The 17,308-nt window shown below is 63.4% G+C and carries 20 protein-coding genes; 3 read left to right on the top strand and 17 right to left on the bottom strand.

The genetic code is table 11. The features are described 5' to 3' along the window. Positions 1-7 precede the first annotated feature (7 nt). Positions 8-1,171 carry a lytic murein transglycosylase gene (locus ACR3EL_RS14385; protein WP_170342699.1) on the top strand — a complete coding sequence of 388 codons (1,164 nt, stop codon included), beginning with the start codon at positions 8-10 and terminating at the stop codon, positions 1,169-1,171. 4 nt (positions 1,172-1,175) lie between these two features. Here ACR3EL_RS14385 and ACR3EL_RS14390 read toward each other — a convergent pair whose 3' ends face one another. The 5 genes from ACR3EL_RS14390 to ACR3EL_RS14410 all read right to left on the bottom strand — a co-directional run bounded on the left by ACR3EL_RS14390 (position 1,176) and on the right by ACR3EL_RS14410 (position 7,371). After that, entirely contained in the window at positions 1,176-1,673 is a 498-nt protein-coding gene (locus ACR3EL_RS14390) for a P-loop nucleotide/nucleoside kinase family protein (protein WP_170370064.1), read from the bottom strand. Positions 1,674-1,718: 45 nt separating this feature from the next. Beyond that, entirely contained in the window at positions 1,719-2,081 is a 363-nt protein-coding gene (locus ACR3EL_RS14395) for a hypothetical protein (RefSeq protein WP_170342703.1), read from the bottom strand. 54 nt (positions 2,082-2,135) lie between these two features. After that, positions 2,136-5,591, bottom strand: a complete 3,456-nt coding sequence (locus tag ACR3EL_RS14400) for a chromosome segregation SMC family protein (RefSeq protein ID WP_170342705.1) — start codon at positions 5,589-5,591, stop codon at positions 2,136-2,138. Between the two features lie 137 nt (positions 5,592-5,728). After that, complete coding sequence (locus tag ACR3EL_RS14405; RefSeq protein ID WP_170342707.1) at positions 5,729-6,133, bottom strand: hypothetical protein; 405 nt, start codon at positions 6,131-6,133, stop codon at positions 5,729-5,731. A 44-nt stretch (positions 6,134-6,177) separates the two neighbouring features. Then, on the bottom strand, positions 6,178-7,371 hold the full coding sequence (locus ACR3EL_RS14410; protein ID WP_480722061.1) for an aminotransferase-like domain-containing protein: 1,194 nt from the start codon (positions 7,369-7,371) through the stop codon (positions 6,178-6,180). A gap of 159 nt (positions 7,372-7,530) precedes the next feature. On the opposite strand from ACR3EL_RS14410, the gene ACR3EL_RS14415 reads away from it, so the two are divergent. Further along, positions 7,531-8,307 (top strand): FadR/GntR family transcriptional regulator, encoded by a 777-nt coding sequence (locus tag ACR3EL_RS14415; protein ID WP_170342711.1) that lies wholly within the window; start codon positions 7,531-7,533, stop codon positions 8,305-8,307. A gap of 13 nt (positions 8,308-8,320) precedes the next feature. Here the strand turns inward: ACR3EL_RS14415 and ACR3EL_RS14420 are convergent, their stop codons facing one another. From ACR3EL_RS14420 to ACR3EL_RS14455, 8 genes are all read right to left on the bottom strand, one after another. Continuing rightward, on the bottom strand, positions 8,321-9,559 hold the full coding sequence (locus ACR3EL_RS14420) for a glycosyltransferase (protein ID WP_170342713.1): 1,239 nt from the start codon (positions 9,557-9,559) through the stop codon (positions 8,321-8,323). A 102-nt stretch (positions 9,560-9,661) separates the two neighbouring features. Further along, positions 9,662-10,462, bottom strand: coding sequence for an FkbM family methyltransferase (locus ACR3EL_RS14425; RefSeq protein ID WP_170342715.1), 801 nt, complete (start codon positions 10,460-10,462; stop codon positions 9,662-9,664). Beyond that, positions 10,459-11,406: a glycosyltransferase family protein gene (locus tag ACR3EL_RS14430; RefSeq protein WP_480722064.1), complete on the bottom strand. Its 948-nt coding sequence runs from the start codon at positions 11,404-11,406 to the stop codon at positions 10,459-10,461. Before ACR3EL_RS14430 ends, ACR3EL_RS14425 begins: the two co-directional genes overlap by 4 nt. A 129-nt stretch (positions 11,407-11,535) precedes the next feature. Beyond that, complete coding sequence (locus ACR3EL_RS14435; protein ID WP_480722066.1) at positions 11,536-12,096, bottom strand: F0F1 ATP synthase subunit B; 561 nt, start codon at positions 12,094-12,096, stop codon at positions 11,536-11,538. Positions 12,097-12,101: 5 nt separating this feature from the next. Further along, positions 12,102-12,653, bottom strand: coding sequence for a F0F1 ATP synthase subunit B' (locus ACR3EL_RS14440; protein WP_093965216.1), 552 nt, complete (start codon positions 12,651-12,653; stop codon positions 12,102-12,104). An 86-nt stretch (positions 12,654-12,739) separates the two neighbouring features. Further along, a complete protein-coding gene (locus tag ACR3EL_RS14445) occupies positions 12,740-12,964 on the bottom strand; it encodes a F0F1 ATP synthase subunit C (protein WP_005981269.1) in 225 nt (74 codons plus the stop codon). A 68-nt stretch (positions 12,965-13,032) separates the two neighbouring features. Next, entirely contained in the window at positions 13,033-13,788 is a 756-nt protein-coding gene (locus ACR3EL_RS14450; RefSeq protein ID WP_093965215.1) for a F0F1 ATP synthase subunit A, read from the bottom strand. 2 nt (positions 13,789-13,790) lie between these two features. Then, on the bottom strand, positions 13,791-14,123 hold the full coding sequence (locus ACR3EL_RS14455; protein WP_093965213.1) for an AtpZ/AtpI family protein: 333 nt from the start codon (positions 14,121-14,123) through the stop codon (positions 13,791-13,793). A 231-nt stretch (positions 14,124-14,354) separates the two neighbouring features. Between ACR3EL_RS14455 and ACR3EL_RS14460 the strand changes: the two genes are divergently transcribed. Beyond that, on the top strand, positions 14,355-14,690 hold the full coding sequence (locus ACR3EL_RS14460; protein WP_093965326.1) for an ArsR/SmtB family transcription factor: 336 nt from the start codon (positions 14,355-14,357) through the stop codon (positions 14,688-14,690). Here ACR3EL_RS14460 and ACR3EL_RS14465 read toward each other — a convergent pair. The 4 genes from ACR3EL_RS14465 to ACR3EL_RS14480 all read right to left on the bottom strand — a co-directional run bounded on the left by ACR3EL_RS14465 (position 14,687) and on the right by ACR3EL_RS14480 (position 17,291). Continuing rightward, positions 14,687-15,100: a universal stress protein gene (locus ACR3EL_RS14465; RefSeq protein ID WP_170342718.1), complete on the bottom strand. Its 414-nt coding sequence runs from the start codon at positions 15,098-15,100 to the stop codon at positions 14,687-14,689. The genes ACR3EL_RS14460 and ACR3EL_RS14465 overlap by 4 nt on opposite strands. 74 nt (positions 15,101-15,174) lie before the next feature. Continuing rightward, complete coding sequence (locus ACR3EL_RS14470) at positions 15,175-15,444, bottom strand: hypothetical protein (RefSeq protein WP_170342720.1); 270 nt, start codon at positions 15,442-15,444, stop codon at positions 15,175-15,177. A 57-nt stretch (positions 15,445-15,501) separates the two neighbouring features. After that, positions 15,502-16,416, bottom strand: a complete 915-nt coding sequence (locus tag ACR3EL_RS14475) for a DMT family transporter (RefSeq protein WP_170342722.1) — start codon at positions 16,414-16,416, stop codon at positions 15,502-15,504. Next, positions 16,413-17,291 carry a LysR family transcriptional regulator gene (locus tag ACR3EL_RS14480; RefSeq protein ID WP_170342724.1) on the bottom strand — a complete coding sequence of 293 codons (879 nt, stop codon included), beginning with the start codon at positions 17,289-17,291 and terminating at the stop codon, positions 16,413-16,415. The genes ACR3EL_RS14475 and ACR3EL_RS14480 overlap by 4 nt, the downstream gene beginning before the upstream one ends. Positions 17,292-17,308 lie beyond the last annotated feature (17 nt).

Consider the following 17,308-nt stretch of genomic DNA (forward strand, 5'->3'; position numbering starts at 1 on the left):
TTTCGTCATGCGCTTTGTCTCGGGCCTTGTGGCCGCTTGCCTGTTCGCCGCCCCGGCCCTTGCCCAATGCGGCGGCGGCTTCAACGCCTTCGTTCGCGGACTGAAGACCGAAGCGGCACAGCAGGGGTTCGACACGGCCACGGTCGATGCGTTCTTCAACGGTGTGCAGCAGGACCCCAAGGTGCTGAAGGCCGACCGCGCGCAGGGCGTATTCCAGAAACCGTTCATCGAATTCTCGCGTCGCCTGATCTCGCAGGATCGGATCAGGCGCGGCCAGGCGATGGCACAGAAATACGACGCCGTGTTCGACCGGATCGAGGCCGAATACGGCGTGTCGCGCGGGGTCCTGTTGGCCTTCTGGGCGTTCGAGACGGATTACGGCGCGTTCCAGGGCGATTTCAACACCCGCAATGCGTTAGTGACGCTGGCCCATGATTGCCGCCGCCCCGAGCTGTTCCGGCCGCAGATCTTCGCCGCGATCGAGCTGTTCCGGAACGGCGATTTCGACCCGAACCGCACCACGGGCGCATGGGCGGGCGAGATCGGCATGGTGCAGATGCTGCCCCGCGACATTCTGGAAAACGGCGTGGACGGTGATGGCGACGGGCATGTGCGGCTGAAAACCTCGCCCCCCGATGCGCTGATGTCGGGTGGCAAGATGCTGTCTCATCTGGGCTGGCAGCCCGGTCAGCCCTGGCTGCAGGAGGTCACCGTGCCCGCACAGATGGACTGGTCGCTGAGCGGGCCGGGCAAACCGCGCCCGGTGTCAGACTGGCAGGCGATGGGCGTGCAGGCGCGCAGCGGGACATTGGCCAACCTGCCGGCTTCGCTGATCCTGCCGCAGGGGCGCAAGGGGCCAGCCTTTCTGGCCTATCCGAATTTCGATGTCTATTTCGAGTGGAACCAAAGCTTTGTCTATGTCCTGACCGCTGCCTATTTCGGAACGCGTCTCGAAGGCGCACAAGTCTATTCTGCGGGCAACCCCGATCCAGGCCTGACCGGTGCCCAGATGAAACAGCTGCAGGCGAAACTGCAGGCGCGCGGCCACGACGTGGGCAAGATCGACGGCATCTTGGGGGCCGGAACGCGCGCTGCAGTACAGGCTGAACAGGCCCGGCTGGGACTGCCTGCGGACGCATGGCCGACGGTTGACTTGCTGAACCGGCTCTAGCCGCTCAATCCGTTGGGTCGTGGAACACCAGCGTGAATCCCTCCTCAGGCGTCGGTTCGGCGTAATGCCTGGAAAACCGGCGGAACTGTTCTTCGGTCGCGGCAAAGGCGTGGTCGCCCGCTGCGTTTCGTGCTTGCAGTCGGGCCAGACAAACGGCGTCGGGCGTGGTCAGCACATGCATCTGATGCGCGGCATCGGTCTGATCCAGAATTTCGCGCATCCAAGCACGGGTTTCGACCGTGTTGGCCGGGAAATCCAGAACAACCGACATGCCCGCCTCAAGCAGAGTCGTGACATGCGGACCCATCGCCGCGCGCAGACGCGTGGAACAGCGCAGATAATCGGCACCTGTCACCATCTGATCGGCAAAAAGCGGCTTCAGCCAGGCGTCCTCGGAAATCAGAACCGTGCCGGGCTGCCTCACGAGCTGGGCGGCAAGCGTCGATTTTCCCGCGGCGATCTTGCCGCAAAGCATGTGCAGGGTCGGAGCGGGTCGGGTCATCGGTCGATTCCTGGTTGGGCACGGCGGGTGAAGGAGAGGCCCCGATCACTCGGGTCGCACCGGGTAACGTTCACCTTTTTCGGTGATCAGGATCAACCGGCCATTGTTGCGCACGTACAGATCGCAGCGGTCGAACCCGTTGCGGTACTGCACACAGATGCTGCCATCAGCGGCGATGCTGTAGGTTCCGAAGGCCGTTCCGCCGCCATTGACCGTCGAATAAGTATAGGAATAGGCCCCACCGGCCGAGTATTTCGACTGCCCGTCGTCATAGAAAGTCAGCGTTCGCCCGGCCAGCGCGTTCAGTTCAGCGGGGCTCAGGGGGATATCACCGGGGCGTACAGCCCATTCGGCAGCCCAGAGCGGCGAGGCGGCGCAGGCCGCGGCGATCAGCAACACGTGTTTCATGCAGCCAGCCTAGCCCGGCCCGGCCCGATCGCGGAATAACGTTGCAGTGAGCGGTCAGGCGACCATCTGCTCGGCCTTCTTCAGATCGACCGAGACCAGTTGGCTGACGCCCTGTTCCTGCATGGTCACGCCGAACAGACGGTCCATCCGCGCCATGGTCACCGCGTGGTGGGTGATGATCAGGAACCGCGTGTCGGTCTGGCGGCACATCTCGTCCAGCAGATCGCAGAACCGGGTCACGTTGGCATCGTCCAGCGGCGCATCAACCTCGTCCAGCACGCAGATCGGCGCGGGGTTGGCCAGGAACACGCCGAAGATCAGCGCGGTGGCAGTCAGGGTTTGCTCCCCGCCCGACAACAGACTGAGGGTCGACAGCTTCTTGCCCGGCGGCTGGCACATGATCTCGAGCCCCGCATCCAGCGGGTCGTCGCTCTCGACCATCACCAGGTTGGCCTCGCCACCGCCGAACAGATGCTTGAACAGCATGGCGAAGTTCGCATTGACCTGTTCGAAAGCGGTCAGCAGGCGCTCGCGGCCCTCACGGTTGAGGCTGGCGATGCCGCTGCGCAGCGCCTTGATCGCCTCTTCCAGATCGGATTTCTCGCTGTTGAGCGTGTCGAACTCCTCCTGAACCTCCTTGGCGTCCTCCTCGGCGCGCAGGTTCACCGCACCCATCGCGTCGCGCTGGCGCTTGTGGCGGTTCACCTCAGCTTCCAGGGCATCGGCGGCGGGCATGTCATCGGGGTTCACGTCCAGCTGGTTCAACAGCTGGTTCGGGGTCAGTTGCTGATCCTCGGCGATGCGCTCAGCAGCAGCGGCAACACTTTCCTTAGCCGCCTCGAACCGCGCCTCGGCCGCGGCGCGGGCTTCGCGCGCCTCCGAGGCCTTGCGCTCGGCCCCGCGCTCGGCCAGCACGGCCTCGCGTTGCAGCGCTTCGGCCTGGGCTAGCTTGTCGGCGGCCTCGGCGCGGCGGGCCTCGGCGGCCTCGATCATCTCGTTCAGCTCTTCGCGCGCCTCGGCGATCTCGGCGGGCGCGGCCATCGCCTCGGTCAGCTCTTCCTCGGAACTGGCTTTGCGCTCGGCCAGCTCGGCGATGCGCTTCTCGGCGGTTTCCAGACGGTGTTTCCAGCCGCTCAGGTCCTTGGCCACCTCCTGCGTGCGGCGGGTGCGGGCCTCGCCCTCGCGGCGCAGCTCGTCATGGGTCGAGCGATGCGTCAGCATGGTGATCCGCGCGGCCTCGACCGTCTGCTTGATGTCCTCGACCCGGGCGCGGGCGGTGTCCAGATCGCCCAACTCGGCCACCGCGGCCTCAGCCTCGCGCAGCTGGGCGCGGGCCGCCATCGCATCCTGCTTGTGACGGTCGACCGCAAGCGTCAGGTTCTCCAGCTTGCCCTGCGCCAGGTTGCGGTCGGCCTCAGCCCGGCTGAGCGCGCGGGCGGCCTCGGCCATGCGTTGGTCGGCGGCGCGGCGGGCCTCGCGGGCGCGGCGGTCGGCCTCGGTCACCTCGGTCAGTTGCCGCGACAGAGCCTCATGCGCGGCGCGGGCGCCGTCGGCCTGCGCCTCGACCTGCGCCAGCTGCTGTTTCAGCGCCTCAAGCTTGTTGAGCTGCTCGAGCCGCAGCGCCGCGGCGCTGGGGGCATCCTCGGCCCAAGCGCGGAACCCGTCCCAGCGCCACAGATCGCCCGAGCGCGACACCAACCGTTGGCCGGGTTTCAGCAAGGGTTGCAGCCGCGCACCCTGATCCGCGTCGATCAGGCCGATCTGCGCGATGCGACGGCTGAGGCGGTCCGGCCCCGAGACGTGCAGCGCCAGCGGCTCGGCCCCGTCCGGCAACGGTTGATCGGCGTCATAGCCCGGCACCTGCACCCAGCCCGACGGGCCATCGCCCTCGACCAGCGGGGCGCGGAGGTCATCCGCCAGCGCGGCCCCCAGCGCCTTTTCAAAGCCCGGCTCGACCCGCAGCAGGTCCAGCACCTGCCCGCCCTCGGCGGTGTCGCGCTCGACCAGCTTGGCCAGCGCGGTGGTCTCGGCCCGGATCGCGCCCAACTCGCCCTCAGCCTCGGAGCGTTGGGCGCGGGCCTCGGCCTCGCGCGCCTGCGTTTCACCGCGCAGCTCGTCGGCGGCGGCCAGCGCTTCTTCGGCGGCTTCGGCGGCCTCGCGCGCCTCTTCCTCGGCGGCTTGCGCGGCCTCGAACGCTTCGTCGGCGCGGGTCAGCGCGGCGCGCGCCTCGGCAACGGCCGCGCGGGCCTTTTCCTCTTCGGCCTCGGAGCGTGCCAGCGTCTTGCGGCTGTCCTCGACCAGGCGCTGCGCCGATTGGTGACGCGCGACTAGGCGGGCGGTGTCCTCGGTTTCCTGCGCCAGCAGATCCTCGCGCTCCTGCAGAACCGCGGCGGCTTCGCGGGCGATTTCGGCGGCTTCGGCCAGCTTGTCGTCATGGCCCTCGGCGGCCTTGGCCAGTTCGCGGGCCTCCCATTCCAGCCGTTCGATCATCTCGCCGGCGTCGCGGTTCAAACCGGTTTCACGCTCGATGTCGCGGCCCAGTTGCTGGATACGGGCGGTTAGGGTTTCGATGGTCTGGCGCGCGCGGGTTTCCTGATCGGACAGCTGATCGCGCTGCACCTGCTGGCGCTGCAGGACGGCGGCGGCGATGGCCTCTTCTTCGCGTAGCGGCGGCAGGGTTTCTTCGATCTCGGCGCGTTTCGCGCTTGCGGCGCGGGCCTCGGCCTCGGCGCGCGCGGCTTCGGTGGTGCGGTCGCGCAGACGCTCTTCGGCCTGCTGGCGGGCCATGTCGGCCTCTTTCCAGCGGCGATACAGCAACATGCCCTCGGCCTGGCGCAATTGCTCGCCGATTTCGCGATACCGCGCGGCCTGACGGGCCTGGCGCGCCAGCTGCGCCAACTGCGTGCCCAACTGTTCCAGCACGTCATCGACGCGGGTCAGGTTGGCCTCGGTGCCCTTGAGCTTCAGTTCGGCCTCATGCCGGCGCTGGTACAGACCCGAGATGCCGGCGGCCTCTTCCAGAATGCGGCGGCGGGCGCGGGGTTTGGCGTTGATCAGCTCGGCGATCCGGTTCTGCCCCACCAGCGCGGGTGAATGTGCGCCAGTCGAGGCGTCGGCGAACAGCATCTGCACGTCGCGGGCACGCACGTCCTTGCCGTTGGCCTTGTAGGCGCTGCCCACGTCGCGGGTGATGCGGCGCACGATCTCGATCTGGTCGCTGTCATTGAACCCGGCCGGGGCCAGACGTTCCGAGTTGTCCATGGTCAGGACGACCTCGGCGAAGTTGCGCGCTGGACGGGTGGCAGCACCGGCAAAGATCACGTCCTCCATCGCGCCGCCGCGCATCGATTTGGGACGGTTCTCGCCCATCACCCAGCGCAGCGCCTCGAGCAGGTTGGACTTGCCGCAGCCGTTGGGCCCCACAACACCGGTCAACCCGTCTGCGATGATCAGATCGGTCGGATCGACGAAGCTTTTGAAGCCGGTGAGTTTGAGTTTGGTGAAGCGCAAAGGCCGATTTCCATGATTCCCGTTCCCTGAAAGTCTGGACAAGGGAATGCCCGCGAGTCAACGAAGTTGCGCAGGATATGGGATATTGGGCCGAGTTATCCACAATATCTTGCTGATTTGGGCGGAATTGCGCGGAGTCAATAAGGCGAACACTCGAACACCTGGTATCCGGTGTCCGCCCCGCTTTCATAGGTTCCGAAGTCGATGCATTCATAGTTGGTCGGCGTGACCGCAGCCAGCAACAGCCGGTCCGACGCCCTGCGGTCGCAGGCGAGGATGCCCACGGTCACCGCCGCGTCGCCCAGCACATCGGCGACCGGACAGCCCGCGACCTGAGCCATGGCCAAGGCGGCCCGATCTCGGACCGGCCCCAGCCGCGGGGCATATTGGCTGTTGATGCGGACCGCCTCGGCCAGGTCACCGCGCAGGCGCACGTCGAACACGCTGCCGTTCACGGCCACGCGGGTCGCTGGCACGTCGCGGAAATGGGGCGTGCCGGCCGAGCAACCGGCCAGCAACAGCAAGGCGAGGAACCGGATCATGCCGCAGCTTTGCGGCAAAATGGTTAACGAAAGCTTTCCCGCGCTCAGCCGCGCAGGAGCGTGCCCAGCCGTTCAATGCCCTCGGCAATCGTGGCCTCGTCCGAGTTGGAGAAACTCAGCCGGATCGTGTTGGCGCCGCTGCCATCGGGGTGAAAGGCCTGGCCGGGCACAAAGGCGACCTTGACCGTCTCAAGCGCGCGGGCCAGCAGCTGCGCGCCATCCGAGCCGGGCGGCAGGGTCAGCCAGATGAACATGCCACCCTCGGGCCGGGTCCATTGCACGCCTTCGGGCATGTGCCGATCCAGCGCCGCCAGCATCGCGTCGCGGCGCGCACCGTAGGTTGCGCGCACTTTCAGGATGTGGCTGTCGAAACAGGTTTGGGCCACTTGGTGCACGGCCATCTGGTTGATGGTGGCCGAATGCAGGTCAGCGGCCTGTTTCATCAGCACAAGCTGCGCGATGACGGGCCGCGCCGCCACGACCCAACCCACCCGCAATCCGGGCGACAGGGTCTTGGAAAAACTGCCGCAATAGATCGTCCGGCAGGCTTGCAGATCGCCCTTCCGCGCCAGTTCCAGCGCAAGGATCGGCGGGATCGCCTGCCCGTCATAGCGCAGGGCCTGATAGGCGCCGTCCTCGATCAGGGCGCAGTCCAACTCCTCGGCCAGATCCAGAAGGGCCTCGCGCCCCTGCCGATCGACGGTCTCACCGGTCGGGTTTGCAAAATCGGGAGACAGATAGCCGTATTTGACGGTCCCCGGCCCCGCCGCGGCCCGGTATTGCGCCGCGCCCGCATTGCCGCCTTCGCGCAACCGGTCAAAGCGTGGTTCATAGGCGTTGAAGGCCGCCAAGGCGCCCAGGTAGGTCGGCCACCCGACCAGCGCCGTGTCGCCGGGCGACAGAAACAGTTTGCCCAGATAGTCGAGCGCCTGCTGCGAGCCCGAGGTGATCAGTACGTCGTCGGGGCCGCAGTTGATGCCGATCTTGCGCATGTGGCCGGCGATGCATTCCCGCAACGGCATGTACCCTTCGGACACGGAATACTGCAGCGCCTGCGCGCCGCCGCCAGCACCAAGTGCCTGTTGGAATGCCTGAGAAAACGCCTCGGTCGGAAAAAGCGCCGGGTCGGGGATACCGCCGGCAAAGGAAATGATGCCGGGTTGATCCAGCAGCTTCAGCAGCTCTCGGATTTCAGACGCCTTCATTCGCGCGGCGCGCGTTGCAAATAGCTGGTGCATGTGCCGAGCCTCCTCCGCTGGGTCGGACCGACGCTATGACCTCTGCGTTTAAAGTCAATAATACTGACCTAGTGTTTCAGCCAATGTGATCGCGGCCCGTTCTTGCACGGGCCGGGCATATGTGGTCATATGATTTGACCAATTTTCAGCGATGATCCGATGCCCTTTCAGAAAGTCCAGACCGAGAAACTGTCCCTGGCCGTCGTCAAACAGATCGAACTGCTGATCCTGCGCGGGATCCTGCGCCCCGGTGAGCGCCTGCCGTCCGAGCGCGAGCTGGCCGACCGGCTGGGTGTGTCGCGCCCGTCGCTGCGCGAGGCGATCTCGCAACTGCAGGAGCAGGGCCTGCTGACCGCCAAGGCAGGGTCAGGCATTTATGTGGCCGAGGTTCTGGGCTCGGCCTTTTCGCCCGCACTGATCCGTCTTTTCGGCAGCCATGACGAGGCCGTATTCGATTACCTGTCGTTCCGGCGCGACATGGAAGGGCTGGCGGCCGAACGCGCCGCGCGTCTGGGCTCGGGCAGCGACCTGAAGGTGATCCAGACGATTTTCGACAAGATGGAGGCCGCCCATGCCCGCAACGCGGCCGATGACGAGGCCCATCTGGACGCGCAGTTCCACATGGCCATCATCGAGGCCAGCCACAACGTGGTGATGCTGCACATGATGCGGTCGATGTTCGATCTGCTGCGGCAGGGCGTGTTCTACAACCGCCAGATCATGTTCCACCAGCGCACCACACGCGACGCTATCCTGAACCAGCACAGGGCAATCAACGCAGCCCTTCAGGCCCGCGACCCCGAAACCGCCCGGCAGGCAGTGGAACAGCATCTGAGCTTTGTCGAACGCTGCATGGAAGACCAGCAGAAGGCCCGGCGCAACGAACTGATCGCGCGCCAGCGGCTGGAACATGAGGTTGGCAACTTGGGCGGTTGAGGCCCTCTGCCTCTCACTGCGCCTTCAACCCCAGCGTTTCATAAAGGCGCCTGTATTGCTCGGCCACGATTGGCATCGCATAGCTCTGCAGGGCATGTTTGCGCGCAGCATTCCCGTCGCGCTTCTGCCCTTGAGCCTCGCAGGAACGCTGATCATCAATCACCCCCTTTAGGCAATCCGCCAAGTCCCGCGCATCAAACGGCTTGGCCAGCCGCCCGCACCCGGGGTTCGGGACCAGATCGGGCAATCCACCGATCTTGAACCCGACGATCGGAATACCGCAAGAAAGCGCCTCGACGCCGGTGTTGGGCAGGTTGTCTTGTCGGGACGGCAACGCAAAAACGTCCGCGCACGCATAAACAGACCGCAGTTCCTCGGGCACTGAATGTTGTCCAGTGAAATGAGCCGGAAAGGGCAGATCGACCTCATGCGCATCCGCGCCGAATATCAGAACCCGGATATCAGATCTTTCCTGTTTCAGGATCGACAGAGCTTCCTTGAGGTGCCTAAATCCTTTGCGCGGATCGCTGTCGCCCCCCATGGCCCCAAAACCGATGACAGCAGAGTCGCGTGGCAGACCCAATCGATCTCTTGCCGCGTCTCGGTCGGTGGGGCGCCAGACATCGGTATCGATTGCGTTGGGAATGACTGAAACGGGCCAGTCCTGCGTCAAGGTGCTTTGCCGGGCGCAATCCGCCAGCCAGCGGCTGGGTGCAACAAGATGGAACGGCCGCGTCCAAAACCGCTGTTTTCTCTTCCAGACACGGCGGTTCAGCCTGCTCGCTCGGCTATCCTGCTCGGTCGCGTAACCGTTTTTCCAGGCATCGCCCTCAGAGTAGTGCTCCACCCCACAGAACGGCCACATGTCATGCATGGTCCATACAACCGGATGACACAGGTTTCCGATCTCGCGGATTGACATCAGATCCGAGTTGACCCAGTGCAGGTTCAGAATTTGTGAGGGCTGCTGGTTCAGGTACTTCGCCAAGCCCGAACGGACCTGACCCAGCGAAATCAAACCCGAGAAATCCGCTTCATGCCGGCGCCGGATACTGCGCGCCATTTCCCGTTGAATCATTCGTCCCAGACCCTTGGCCGGCTTGAACGTGGTGATGCCTGGCCCTTCCTGACCTCGCGCAACGGTCATGGTTGAGTTCACGCCGCTGGCGTTTAGGGCCATATGCAGCCGGTGCGCCGCAATCGCCGCGCCCCCCTCAGAACTACTGAAACTGATGTGGTTTACCTTGAGCACCGCGACTCCATTTGTCCGGCGTAGAATCTGGTCACGAGCCCCAGAGTCACGACGCTTGGTTCCGCCCGTTTTCTAGCGCATGAAATACTCGAAAGAAGCACGTCAGGGCTGTTTCTCGTGCAGGTACAAATAGTCGGTACTGCCATTTCCATAGACGCAGACATACCCTGCTGCCCTCAGCGCCTTGTCTGCGGCATCAACCCGCTGAAAGGCTTTCTTTCCGGGCCGGTTGAGTTCGTCGTATTCGACGCAGATCTGCTGGGGCCGCAGCCCGTCTGCCAGAATCTGCTCAAGAACTTCGACTTCCGCACCTTCTATGTCGAGCTTCAACAGCTGGACTTCCTCGATTGGAATTGCGTGATCGTCCAGTACTTCCTGCAATGTATCGGCCTGAACCATCAGGTGATCGGTATCCTGACGATAATCGTTCTGGAAATTCACGATCGAGTGCGACACATGCTCGGGGTTCTTGGGAAGAAAAAAACGCAGTGTCTCGTTGCGGCACCAAAGGGCGCGATCGACCATTATCAGGTTGTCTTCACTGCAGGTGCTCAGGTCGTAGGCTTCAACGGGCTGTGAACCACCTGAAACGTAGCCCGTTTCACCCACTTGGCCGAAACGCTTTTTCATCGCGCCAAAATGGGCCACGGCCCGAGGTGTCGGATCGATGATCACGACCCTAGCGCTGTAGCGGTTCGCAAACTCGACGTCGAAAGACGCGTCCTCTCCAAGACCAGCGCTGACGATCGTGCAGCCCTGCAGACTCTCGTCCTCGAGGAAAGTCCAGCCACCATAGTCAGAGCCGAGTGTGACCAGGCGCAAACCGTGCCTGGCCCGAACCGTTTGCAGCCTGTGGCGCTTGTAGCGCTTTTCGCGAAGCCAGTTTCCTATGCGCTCTATCATCTTTCCCTCTTGGACATGAGCCTGCCGACAAACCTGTTGAGCTTGCGCCTGATCTTTTCCAGTTTGCCGGGTTTGGTCAGGTAATACAGTTTCACCTGCTCCACCGCATCGGTATTTTCCGAGATCTGGTCAGGTAAGCCCGGCGAAAGGTTGGAGTTCAGGCGGCTGCGCGTGTAGGACTTGTTCACCACACCATGACTGCCGGATCCATCAAAACCGATGTTCTCTACATAGGAAAAATATGGGGACAGGCACAATCCGCGATTCCGGAAAATGGTCGCGTACCAGAAAACCGCCCATGTCTTCAACTCGCCGGTCTGGTTCGCCAGAACCTGCGACCAATAGTCCTGTGCCCCGTCGAGGTTGAAGCGGGCGATGTCTGCGTCTGAAAACTCATCCACCAGCGCGTCAGGGTCGCGGCTGTAATGCGCCCAACGGTCCGCCCAGGTTGCCCATCCCCAGCAGCTCATGAAACGCCACAGATATGCGCCCTGCGCTCGGCGAAAGGCAGGCACGTCCTCATTGTACCCGGCTATATGCCAGACATCCGGAGTATCCCTGTAGCGCTCCAGGGCAAGGTTCATATAATACAGGAAGGCTGGCGACGTGAGGATATCATCCTCGAGAATGATCGCGCGGCCATGCTCGGCCATCATCTGCGAAACACCCTCTTCGATCGAGACGGCCAGCCCTGCATTCTGGTCACGTCGGCGCAGCTCGATACTGGCGAAACCCTGCTGCGTTTCGGCGACCTGCGCAACGGCGTCGACAATCGGTTTCTCGGCATCATTGCGGGGGCCGTCGATGAATACGGTCACGGATGTCGACGCTGCGAAGGGCGATTGCGCCAGGGCATCCAACGTCCGTCGCGTATGTTCGGGTCGGTTGAACGCAAACACGCACACAGGGGCGGGATCAACAATCTTGGTATGTCCGGATGTCATCGTACCTCACCGAAATGCCACAAGCTGACTGCCCTGAATCAACAGACTATGACGAGGGCTACAAGCAAAAAACCCGAAAGCGGACAGCTTTCGGGTTTTGGAGATTGCAATTGGCTCGTGCCGAACAGCTCAGTGCAGCTTGTCACCGACCTCGGAGATCGCCGAGTCAATCAGCTTGTTGGCTTGCGCCGCAGTCATCTGCTTGGCCAACACGGACTTGGCAGCCGCAACGGCCGCAGTAACAGCCTGGTCGCGCACTTCCTTCACTGCCGAGGCCTCGGCCGATGCGATTTGATCCTGTGCGGCAGCCAGACGACGCTCGATGGATTTCTCCAGATCCGCCTTTGCCTGTTCGGCAGCCAGAACCGAATCTTCCTTCGCCGCGGCCACGATGGCTTCGGCCTGAGTCTGCACTTCGCGCTGCTTGCGTTCGTATGAGGCCAGCAGGCTGCGCGCTTCTTCATGCAGGGCACGGGCCTCGTCCAGCTCGGCCTTAATGCCTTCGGCGCGGTTGTCCAGCGCCCCGCCAATCATCGAGGGAACCTTGAAATAGAACAGGACCGCGATAAAGACGATGAAGCCCAGCGTCACGACGAAATCAGTGTTCGCCAGCGAGAAGAACGGACCGCTTGCGGCCAGCGCCGGGCTGGCGAAGCCTGCGGTCAGGATAAGAGCAAGTGTATTCCGCATGTCACTTATCCTTTCATCTGCGCGCTGATGGCACTGCTGATGGCTTTGGCATCCGCCTCGCCGCCCAGCGCAGTCACCAGTTCGGCCGCCGTATCGTTGGCAACCTGTTGAATGCTTTCCAGCGCTCCGGCACGGATTTCGGCAATTGCCTTCTCCGATTCTGCCGCCTTGGCCGCGATTTCCGCGTCTGCCTTGGCAATCGCGTCATCCAGGTCCGCCTGGATTTCGGCACGCGCTTCGGCTGCGATCCGCTGAGCCTCGGCACGGGCATCGGCCAGCGCCTTGTTATAGGCCTCTTCGGCCTCGACCGCCTTGGCCTTCAGATCTTCGGCCGCAGCCAGGTCATTTGTAATGGTCCCCTGACGCTCGGCCAGGATCGCCGCGATGCGCGGCAGGGCCACGCGGGACAGGACCAGAAAGATGACGACCAGCGTAATGACCAGCCAGAAGATCTGGTTGGGGAACCAATCGAAGCAGAGCTGCGGCATCCCGATGGCCGAGCCATGGGAATCGACGCATTTGCCGACTGCTTCTGCAGCTATGGGTTCTGTCGCCATGATGTCCTCCGTCGGAACGTTGTCTTTACAACAGGTGGGCCGCTATGGCTTGGGCCCACCTGCGCGTAAGGATCAGGTTCCGCAGATTAAACGGCGAACATCAGCAGCAGCGAGACCAGGAATGCGAAGATCCCCAGGGCTTCTGCGAATGCGATACCGATGAACAGGGTTGCGGTCTGCGAAGCAGCCGCCGAAGGGTTGCGCAGAGCGCCGGCCAGGAAGTTGCCGGCCACGTTGCCCACCCCGATTGCGGCCGCGCCGGAACCGATTGCTGCCAGGCCTGCGCCGATGTGTGCGAGATCGCCTTCCATGATGTATCTCCTTACGAATTGGAAGTTTCGATTTTGGGTTATCGTTCCTGTGCCAGGGTCGCCCCTGATCAGTGATGCGGATGCAGAGCGTCCTTCAGATAAACACAGGTCAGAATGGTGAATACGTAGGCCTGGATGAAGGCCACCAGGACCTCGAGGCCGTACATCGCGGTGATCGCCAGAACCGATACGGGCGAGATCACGGCGACCGCGGCGAAGCCGGCGAAAACCTTGATCACGGCGTGGCCGGCCATGACGTTACCCGCAAGACGAATGGAGTGGCTGACCGGGCGCACGAAGTACGAGATCAGCTCGATGATCGCCAGGATCGGGCGCAGCGCCAGCGGCGCGCTGGACACCCAGAACAGGCTGAGGAACCCGGCGCCGTTCTTGACAAAGCCCAGAACGGTCACGGTCAGGAACACGGCCAGCGCCAGCGGAATTGTGACTGCGAAATGCGACGTGGTGGTGAACGAGGTCGGGATCAGGCCGAGGAAGTTCGCGGTGACGATGAACATGAACAGGGTCATGACATACGGGAAGTACTTGACGCCTTCCTTGCCACAGATGTCTTCCAGCATCTTGTAGATGAAGCCGTAGGCCAGCTCGGCGATCGATTGCATGCGGGTCGGGACGATGGCGCGCTTCGAGGTGCTCAGCACCAGCAGGCCGATGATGGCCAGAACCGCGAAGAACAGCCACAGGGTCACGTTAGTGGGCGTGTACCAAGCCATCTCACCGCCGAAAAGCGGCTTGACGATGAACTGGTCCATCGGATGGAAAACCAGGCTGCTGCCTTCTGCTGCGGTGGTCTCGGTCGCCACGTTCAGTCCCTCTCGTCCTTCTCGGCCTGTGTCGAGGCCGCTTGTTTCTCTTGAGCTTCTTGCGCGCTGCGGAGCATGACCTTCACGCCCGCGACAAGGCCCAGCAATGTGAACAGCACCAGGAAGATCGGGATCGTCCCGAACAGGCTGTCCAGCCCGTACCCGATGCCAAATCCGATCCCCAGACCGGAAACCATCTCGATGACCATCCGCCAGGCCAGCTCGCCCCCGGATATGTCAGCGTCCGCACGAGGTTTCGGCGCTTTGGCCTTTTTTGCCGCGTCGATCTTGGCCTCAAGCTGCGTCAGGCGCTGCTTTGGGTCGTCATCGGTCACGGGCGTTTCCCTCGCACAGTCTTGGCGCAGTTGCTAAGCGGCCTCGCGCGCAGAGTCAACGCTGTTGATGGCTCCAATTGACGCAGCTTAAGCCTATGTTTTCAAATGATTTTTATGGACACGCTCTGACTGACGATCGGGCCGCGAACAAACCATGCCGCTGGAAACATCGGATTCCGCATATTCAACCAAATGGTTGACCAAACTTTCCCGCTGTGGTTCAGCGGGATCATGTCCGATGACCTCGATACCGTCTTTGCGGCCCTGGCCGACCCCACGCGGCGCGCGATACTGGCGATGCTGCTCGAGGATGACATGGCCGTCACCGACGTGGCCCAGCCGTTCGAGATGTCGCTGGCGGCGATCTCGAAGCACCTTACGATCCTGACCCGAGCCGGGCTGATCAGTCAGGAAAAGCGTGGCCGGGTGAAATGGTGCAAGCTGGAACCCGACGCCCTGCGCGCGGCCTCGGTCTGGATGCAGGGGTTCGGGCAGTTCGAACCCGTGAATCTGGACGCGTTCGAGCGGTTTCTGGAAAACCAGCTTTCCGCGGGGGACGAGGCCTAGCGCACCACGAAGACCGACATGCTGGCATGTTTGGCCAGATATCCGGCATGGCTGGACAGGATGAAGTCGGTAATCCGTGGCGCATGGGTGCCCACCACGATCAGGTCGGCACCGATCTCTTCAGCGGTGCGGGCCAGATCACCATCCACTTCGACCGCCACATCCACCGAATGAATGTTGCGGAAATCAACTTGCGCTCCGCTGGCCTGGGACAACTCGTCCGCCAGATCGGAAAGGTGGTCCTTGATCGCGGATTCGGTTTGCGTGGGGTCGCCGGGCTGGTTGCTTGTCACGCTGACGATGGTGATCCGCGCGCCCTGCCACCGGGCGATCTGTGCCGCAACTTCGGCCGCTTTGCGCACTTCGGGTGGCAGATGCAGATCGACGGGAAACATTATGTGTTGGAACATCAGTCCCTCCTTTCACGCCGACAGCTTAGCGGGTTTGACATAACCGGCCCTTGATGTGGCTCAATCCAAGAGGATCAGCCTTGCTGGCTGTACTCGACCCCTGTGACCACACCGCTGGGATCGGCGCGGCACAGCCACGGGGCCTGAGCGCCGGCCACTGTGACTTGTGTGACGGTTCCCGCCGGTTCGGCAGTTGTCGACAGAGCCTGGACATCCGCGGGGCTCCGGTTGGCCTCAGCAGCCACCAATGCCTCGCAGCTGGCTTGAAGGGTTGAATTGTCGGTGGTGTCCTGCGTACACCCAAAAACCAGCATTAGCGTGGCCGAGGCAATCAATCTGTGCATGTTCCGGTCCTTTCGGAGTTTGCCCCACCCTGCCACGAACGGGCGCTTTGGCAAAGGTCAGTCCAACGCGGTTTGTCGCCGAGCCATCCCCAGGTCATCCCCTTTCAGCAACAGCACCAGGGCAAGGATCGTCAGCCCTATCCCCACAAGAACAAGAAGGCCAGGCGCCGGCTGGCCCAGCGCGATCTGCCAGATGATCACCCAGCTGGGCGTCAGGTAGGTATAGGCCATGACCTTGGCCGATGGCAGCAGTAGCGTGGCATATTGCAACAGAACGAAGGTGGCCGCGCTGGCGCAGACGGCCACATAGAACAGACCGATCCAGACGATCGCCGGCAGGTTGGCCCAGTCGGTCGCGCGGATGTCGGACCAGCCGAACACCGTCAGCACCGCGCATCCGGCCACAAGCGTGCCGAAGGTGAACACGACCGGCGGCTCGCCCCGGTTCAGCTTGCGCACCATGGGCGTATAGATCGCATGGGCCACGCAGCCCCAGAAATAGATGATCTCGCCCTGCCCGATCTCAAAGGCGCGAAAGGCCAGCCAATCGGCGCGGAACACCACCCAAAGCGCGCCAACCGCGCCCACGCTCAATGCAAGGGCCATGTGCGGGGTGGTGATCTGGCGCAGCAGGACCCAACCCGCCACCGCCGACAGGATCGGCGTCAGGGTAAACACCGCCGCCGCGCTGACCGGCGGCGCGGTCTTCAGCCCGTAGAACATCAACACGAAATAGGCCGAGAACAGCCCGCCCAGCACCAGATACCGCCACGGCGCGCGCGCCGCGCTGCGCGGCAGGCCGGTCGTCATCAGCGCCGCGATGCCGATCACCACGCCGGCAATTGCGAACCGCGCGGCGTTCAACGCCGCCGGCGCGATCTCGTTGGCGATCATCGAGCCCAGCGAGAAACTGCCCGCCACCAGCGCCGAGAACACCAGCATGGCCAGATGGCCACGCGCCTGCGGGCTCATGGCAGCCAGTCCTTTGCCTGCTCCTTGAGGAATTTCAGAAAGGTCTGCACCTTGTTGGTGCGGTGCAGATCCACATGGGTCACCAGCCACAGGTTGCCGGCCCATTCCGGCAGCGGCTCCATCACCTCCTGCAACTGCGGATGGCGGGCGGCCTCCCACCGGGCCATGAAGCCGATCCCTGCCCCGGCCAGAACCGCTTCGGCCACGGTGAAGTTGTTGGAGCAGCGGAAGGTGATCGCCTCGGCCGGGACATTGGCGCGCAGCCAGCGCGAAAAAGGCGCGCGGCTGTTTTCGTCATCCGCCCCGACGAAGGCGTGGTTGGGGAAATTCTCGACGCCCGCGGGCAGGCCGCGCCGCGCGATATAGTCCTGACTGGCATAAAGCCCCACTTCTTGCGTCATGAAGGGCTGCACCACGTTGTCCGGCTGATCTGGGGCCGCACCGGCACGGATGGCCACATGCGCCTCGCCATATTCCAGGCGGAACAGGCGGTCGCCGGTCAGATAGCGCACGATCAGATCGGGATGGTCCTGCTGGAACGCGGTCAGCGTGGGCACCACCAGCGGTGCCAGCGAGGCCAGCGAAGTCACCACCAGCTCGCCCGAGACATCGTCTCCGCGCCCCTTCAGCCGCCCGACCAGCTGGTTGAACTGATCCTCGGTGGCCTGGGCCACGCGCAGCAGATCCTCGCCCGCCTCGGTCGGGGTGTAGCCGCGCGCGTGGCGCTGGAACAGCTTGACCTTCAGCCGGGCCTCGATCGCATCGATATGGCGGATCACCGTGGCGTGGTGCACCCCCAGAACCTCGGCCGCGCCGCTGACCGTGCCCATACGCGCTACCTGATAGGCGGTGCGGACCTCGTCCCAATTGTCCATGACAATACCAATTCTGT

This window comes from Ruegeria sp. BJ3, assembly GCF_056535665.1.

Coding starts and splice junctions, on each gene's coding strand:
- ACR3EL_RS14470 (WP_170342720.1), bottom strand. CDS start 15,444: ATGCACAGATTGATTGCCTCGGCCACGCTAATGCTGGTTTTTGGGTGT.
- ACR3EL_RS14410 (WP_480722061.1), bottom strand. CDS start 7,371: ATGCACCAGCTATTTGCAACGCGCGCCGCGCGAATGAAGGCGTCTGAA.
- ACR3EL_RS14390 (WP_170370064.1), bottom strand. CDS start 1,673: ATGACCCGACCCGCTCCGACCCTGCACATGCTTTGCGGCAAGATCGCC.
- ACR3EL_RS14480 (WP_170342724.1), bottom strand. CDS start 17,291: ATGGACAATTGGGACGAGGTCCGCACCGCCTATCAGGTAGCGCGTATG.
- ACR3EL_RS14395 (WP_170342703.1), bottom strand. CDS start 2,081: ATGAAACACGTGTTGCTGATCGCCGCGGCCTGCGCCGCCTCGCCGCTC.
- ACR3EL_RS14465 (WP_170342718.1), bottom strand. CDS start 15,100: ATGTTCCAACACATAATGTTTCCCGTCGATCTGCATCTGCCACCCGAA.
- ACR3EL_RS14385 (WP_170342699.1), top strand. CDS start 8: ATGCGCTTTGTCTCGGGCCTTGTGGCCGCTTGCCTGTTCGCCGCCCCG.
- ACR3EL_RS14425 (WP_170342715.1), bottom strand. CDS start 10,462: ATGATAGAGCGCATAGGAAACTGGCTTCGCGAAAAGCGCTACAAGCGC.
- ACR3EL_RS14435 (WP_480722066.1), bottom strand. CDS start 12,096: ATGCGGAATACACTTGCTCTTATCCTGACCGCAGGCTTCGCCAGCCCG.
- ACR3EL_RS14460 (WP_093965326.1), top strand. CDS start 14,355: ATGTCCGATGACCTCGATACCGTCTTTGCGGCCCTGGCCGACCCCACG.
- ACR3EL_RS14445 (WP_005981269.1), bottom strand. CDS start 12,964: ATGGAAGGCGATCTCGCACACATCGGCGCAGGCCTGGCAGCAATCGGT.
- ACR3EL_RS14405 (WP_170342707.1), bottom strand. CDS start 6,133: ATGATCCGGTTCCTCGCCTTGCTGTTGCTGGCCGGTTGCTCGGCCGGC.
- ACR3EL_RS14430 (WP_480722064.1), bottom strand. CDS start 11,406: ATGACATCCGGACATACCAAGATTGTTGATCCCGCCCCTGTGTGCGTG.
- ACR3EL_RS14440 (WP_093965216.1), bottom strand. CDS start 12,653: ATGGCGACAGAACCCATAGCTGCAGAAGCAGTCGGCAAATGCGTCGAT.
- ACR3EL_RS14415 (WP_170342711.1), top strand. CDS start 7,531: ATGCCCTTTCAGAAAGTCCAGACCGAGAAACTGTCCCTGGCCGTCGTC.
- ACR3EL_RS14475 (WP_170342722.1), bottom strand. CDS start 16,416: ATGAGCCCGCAGGCGCGTGGCCATCTGGCCATGCTGGTGTTCTCGGCG.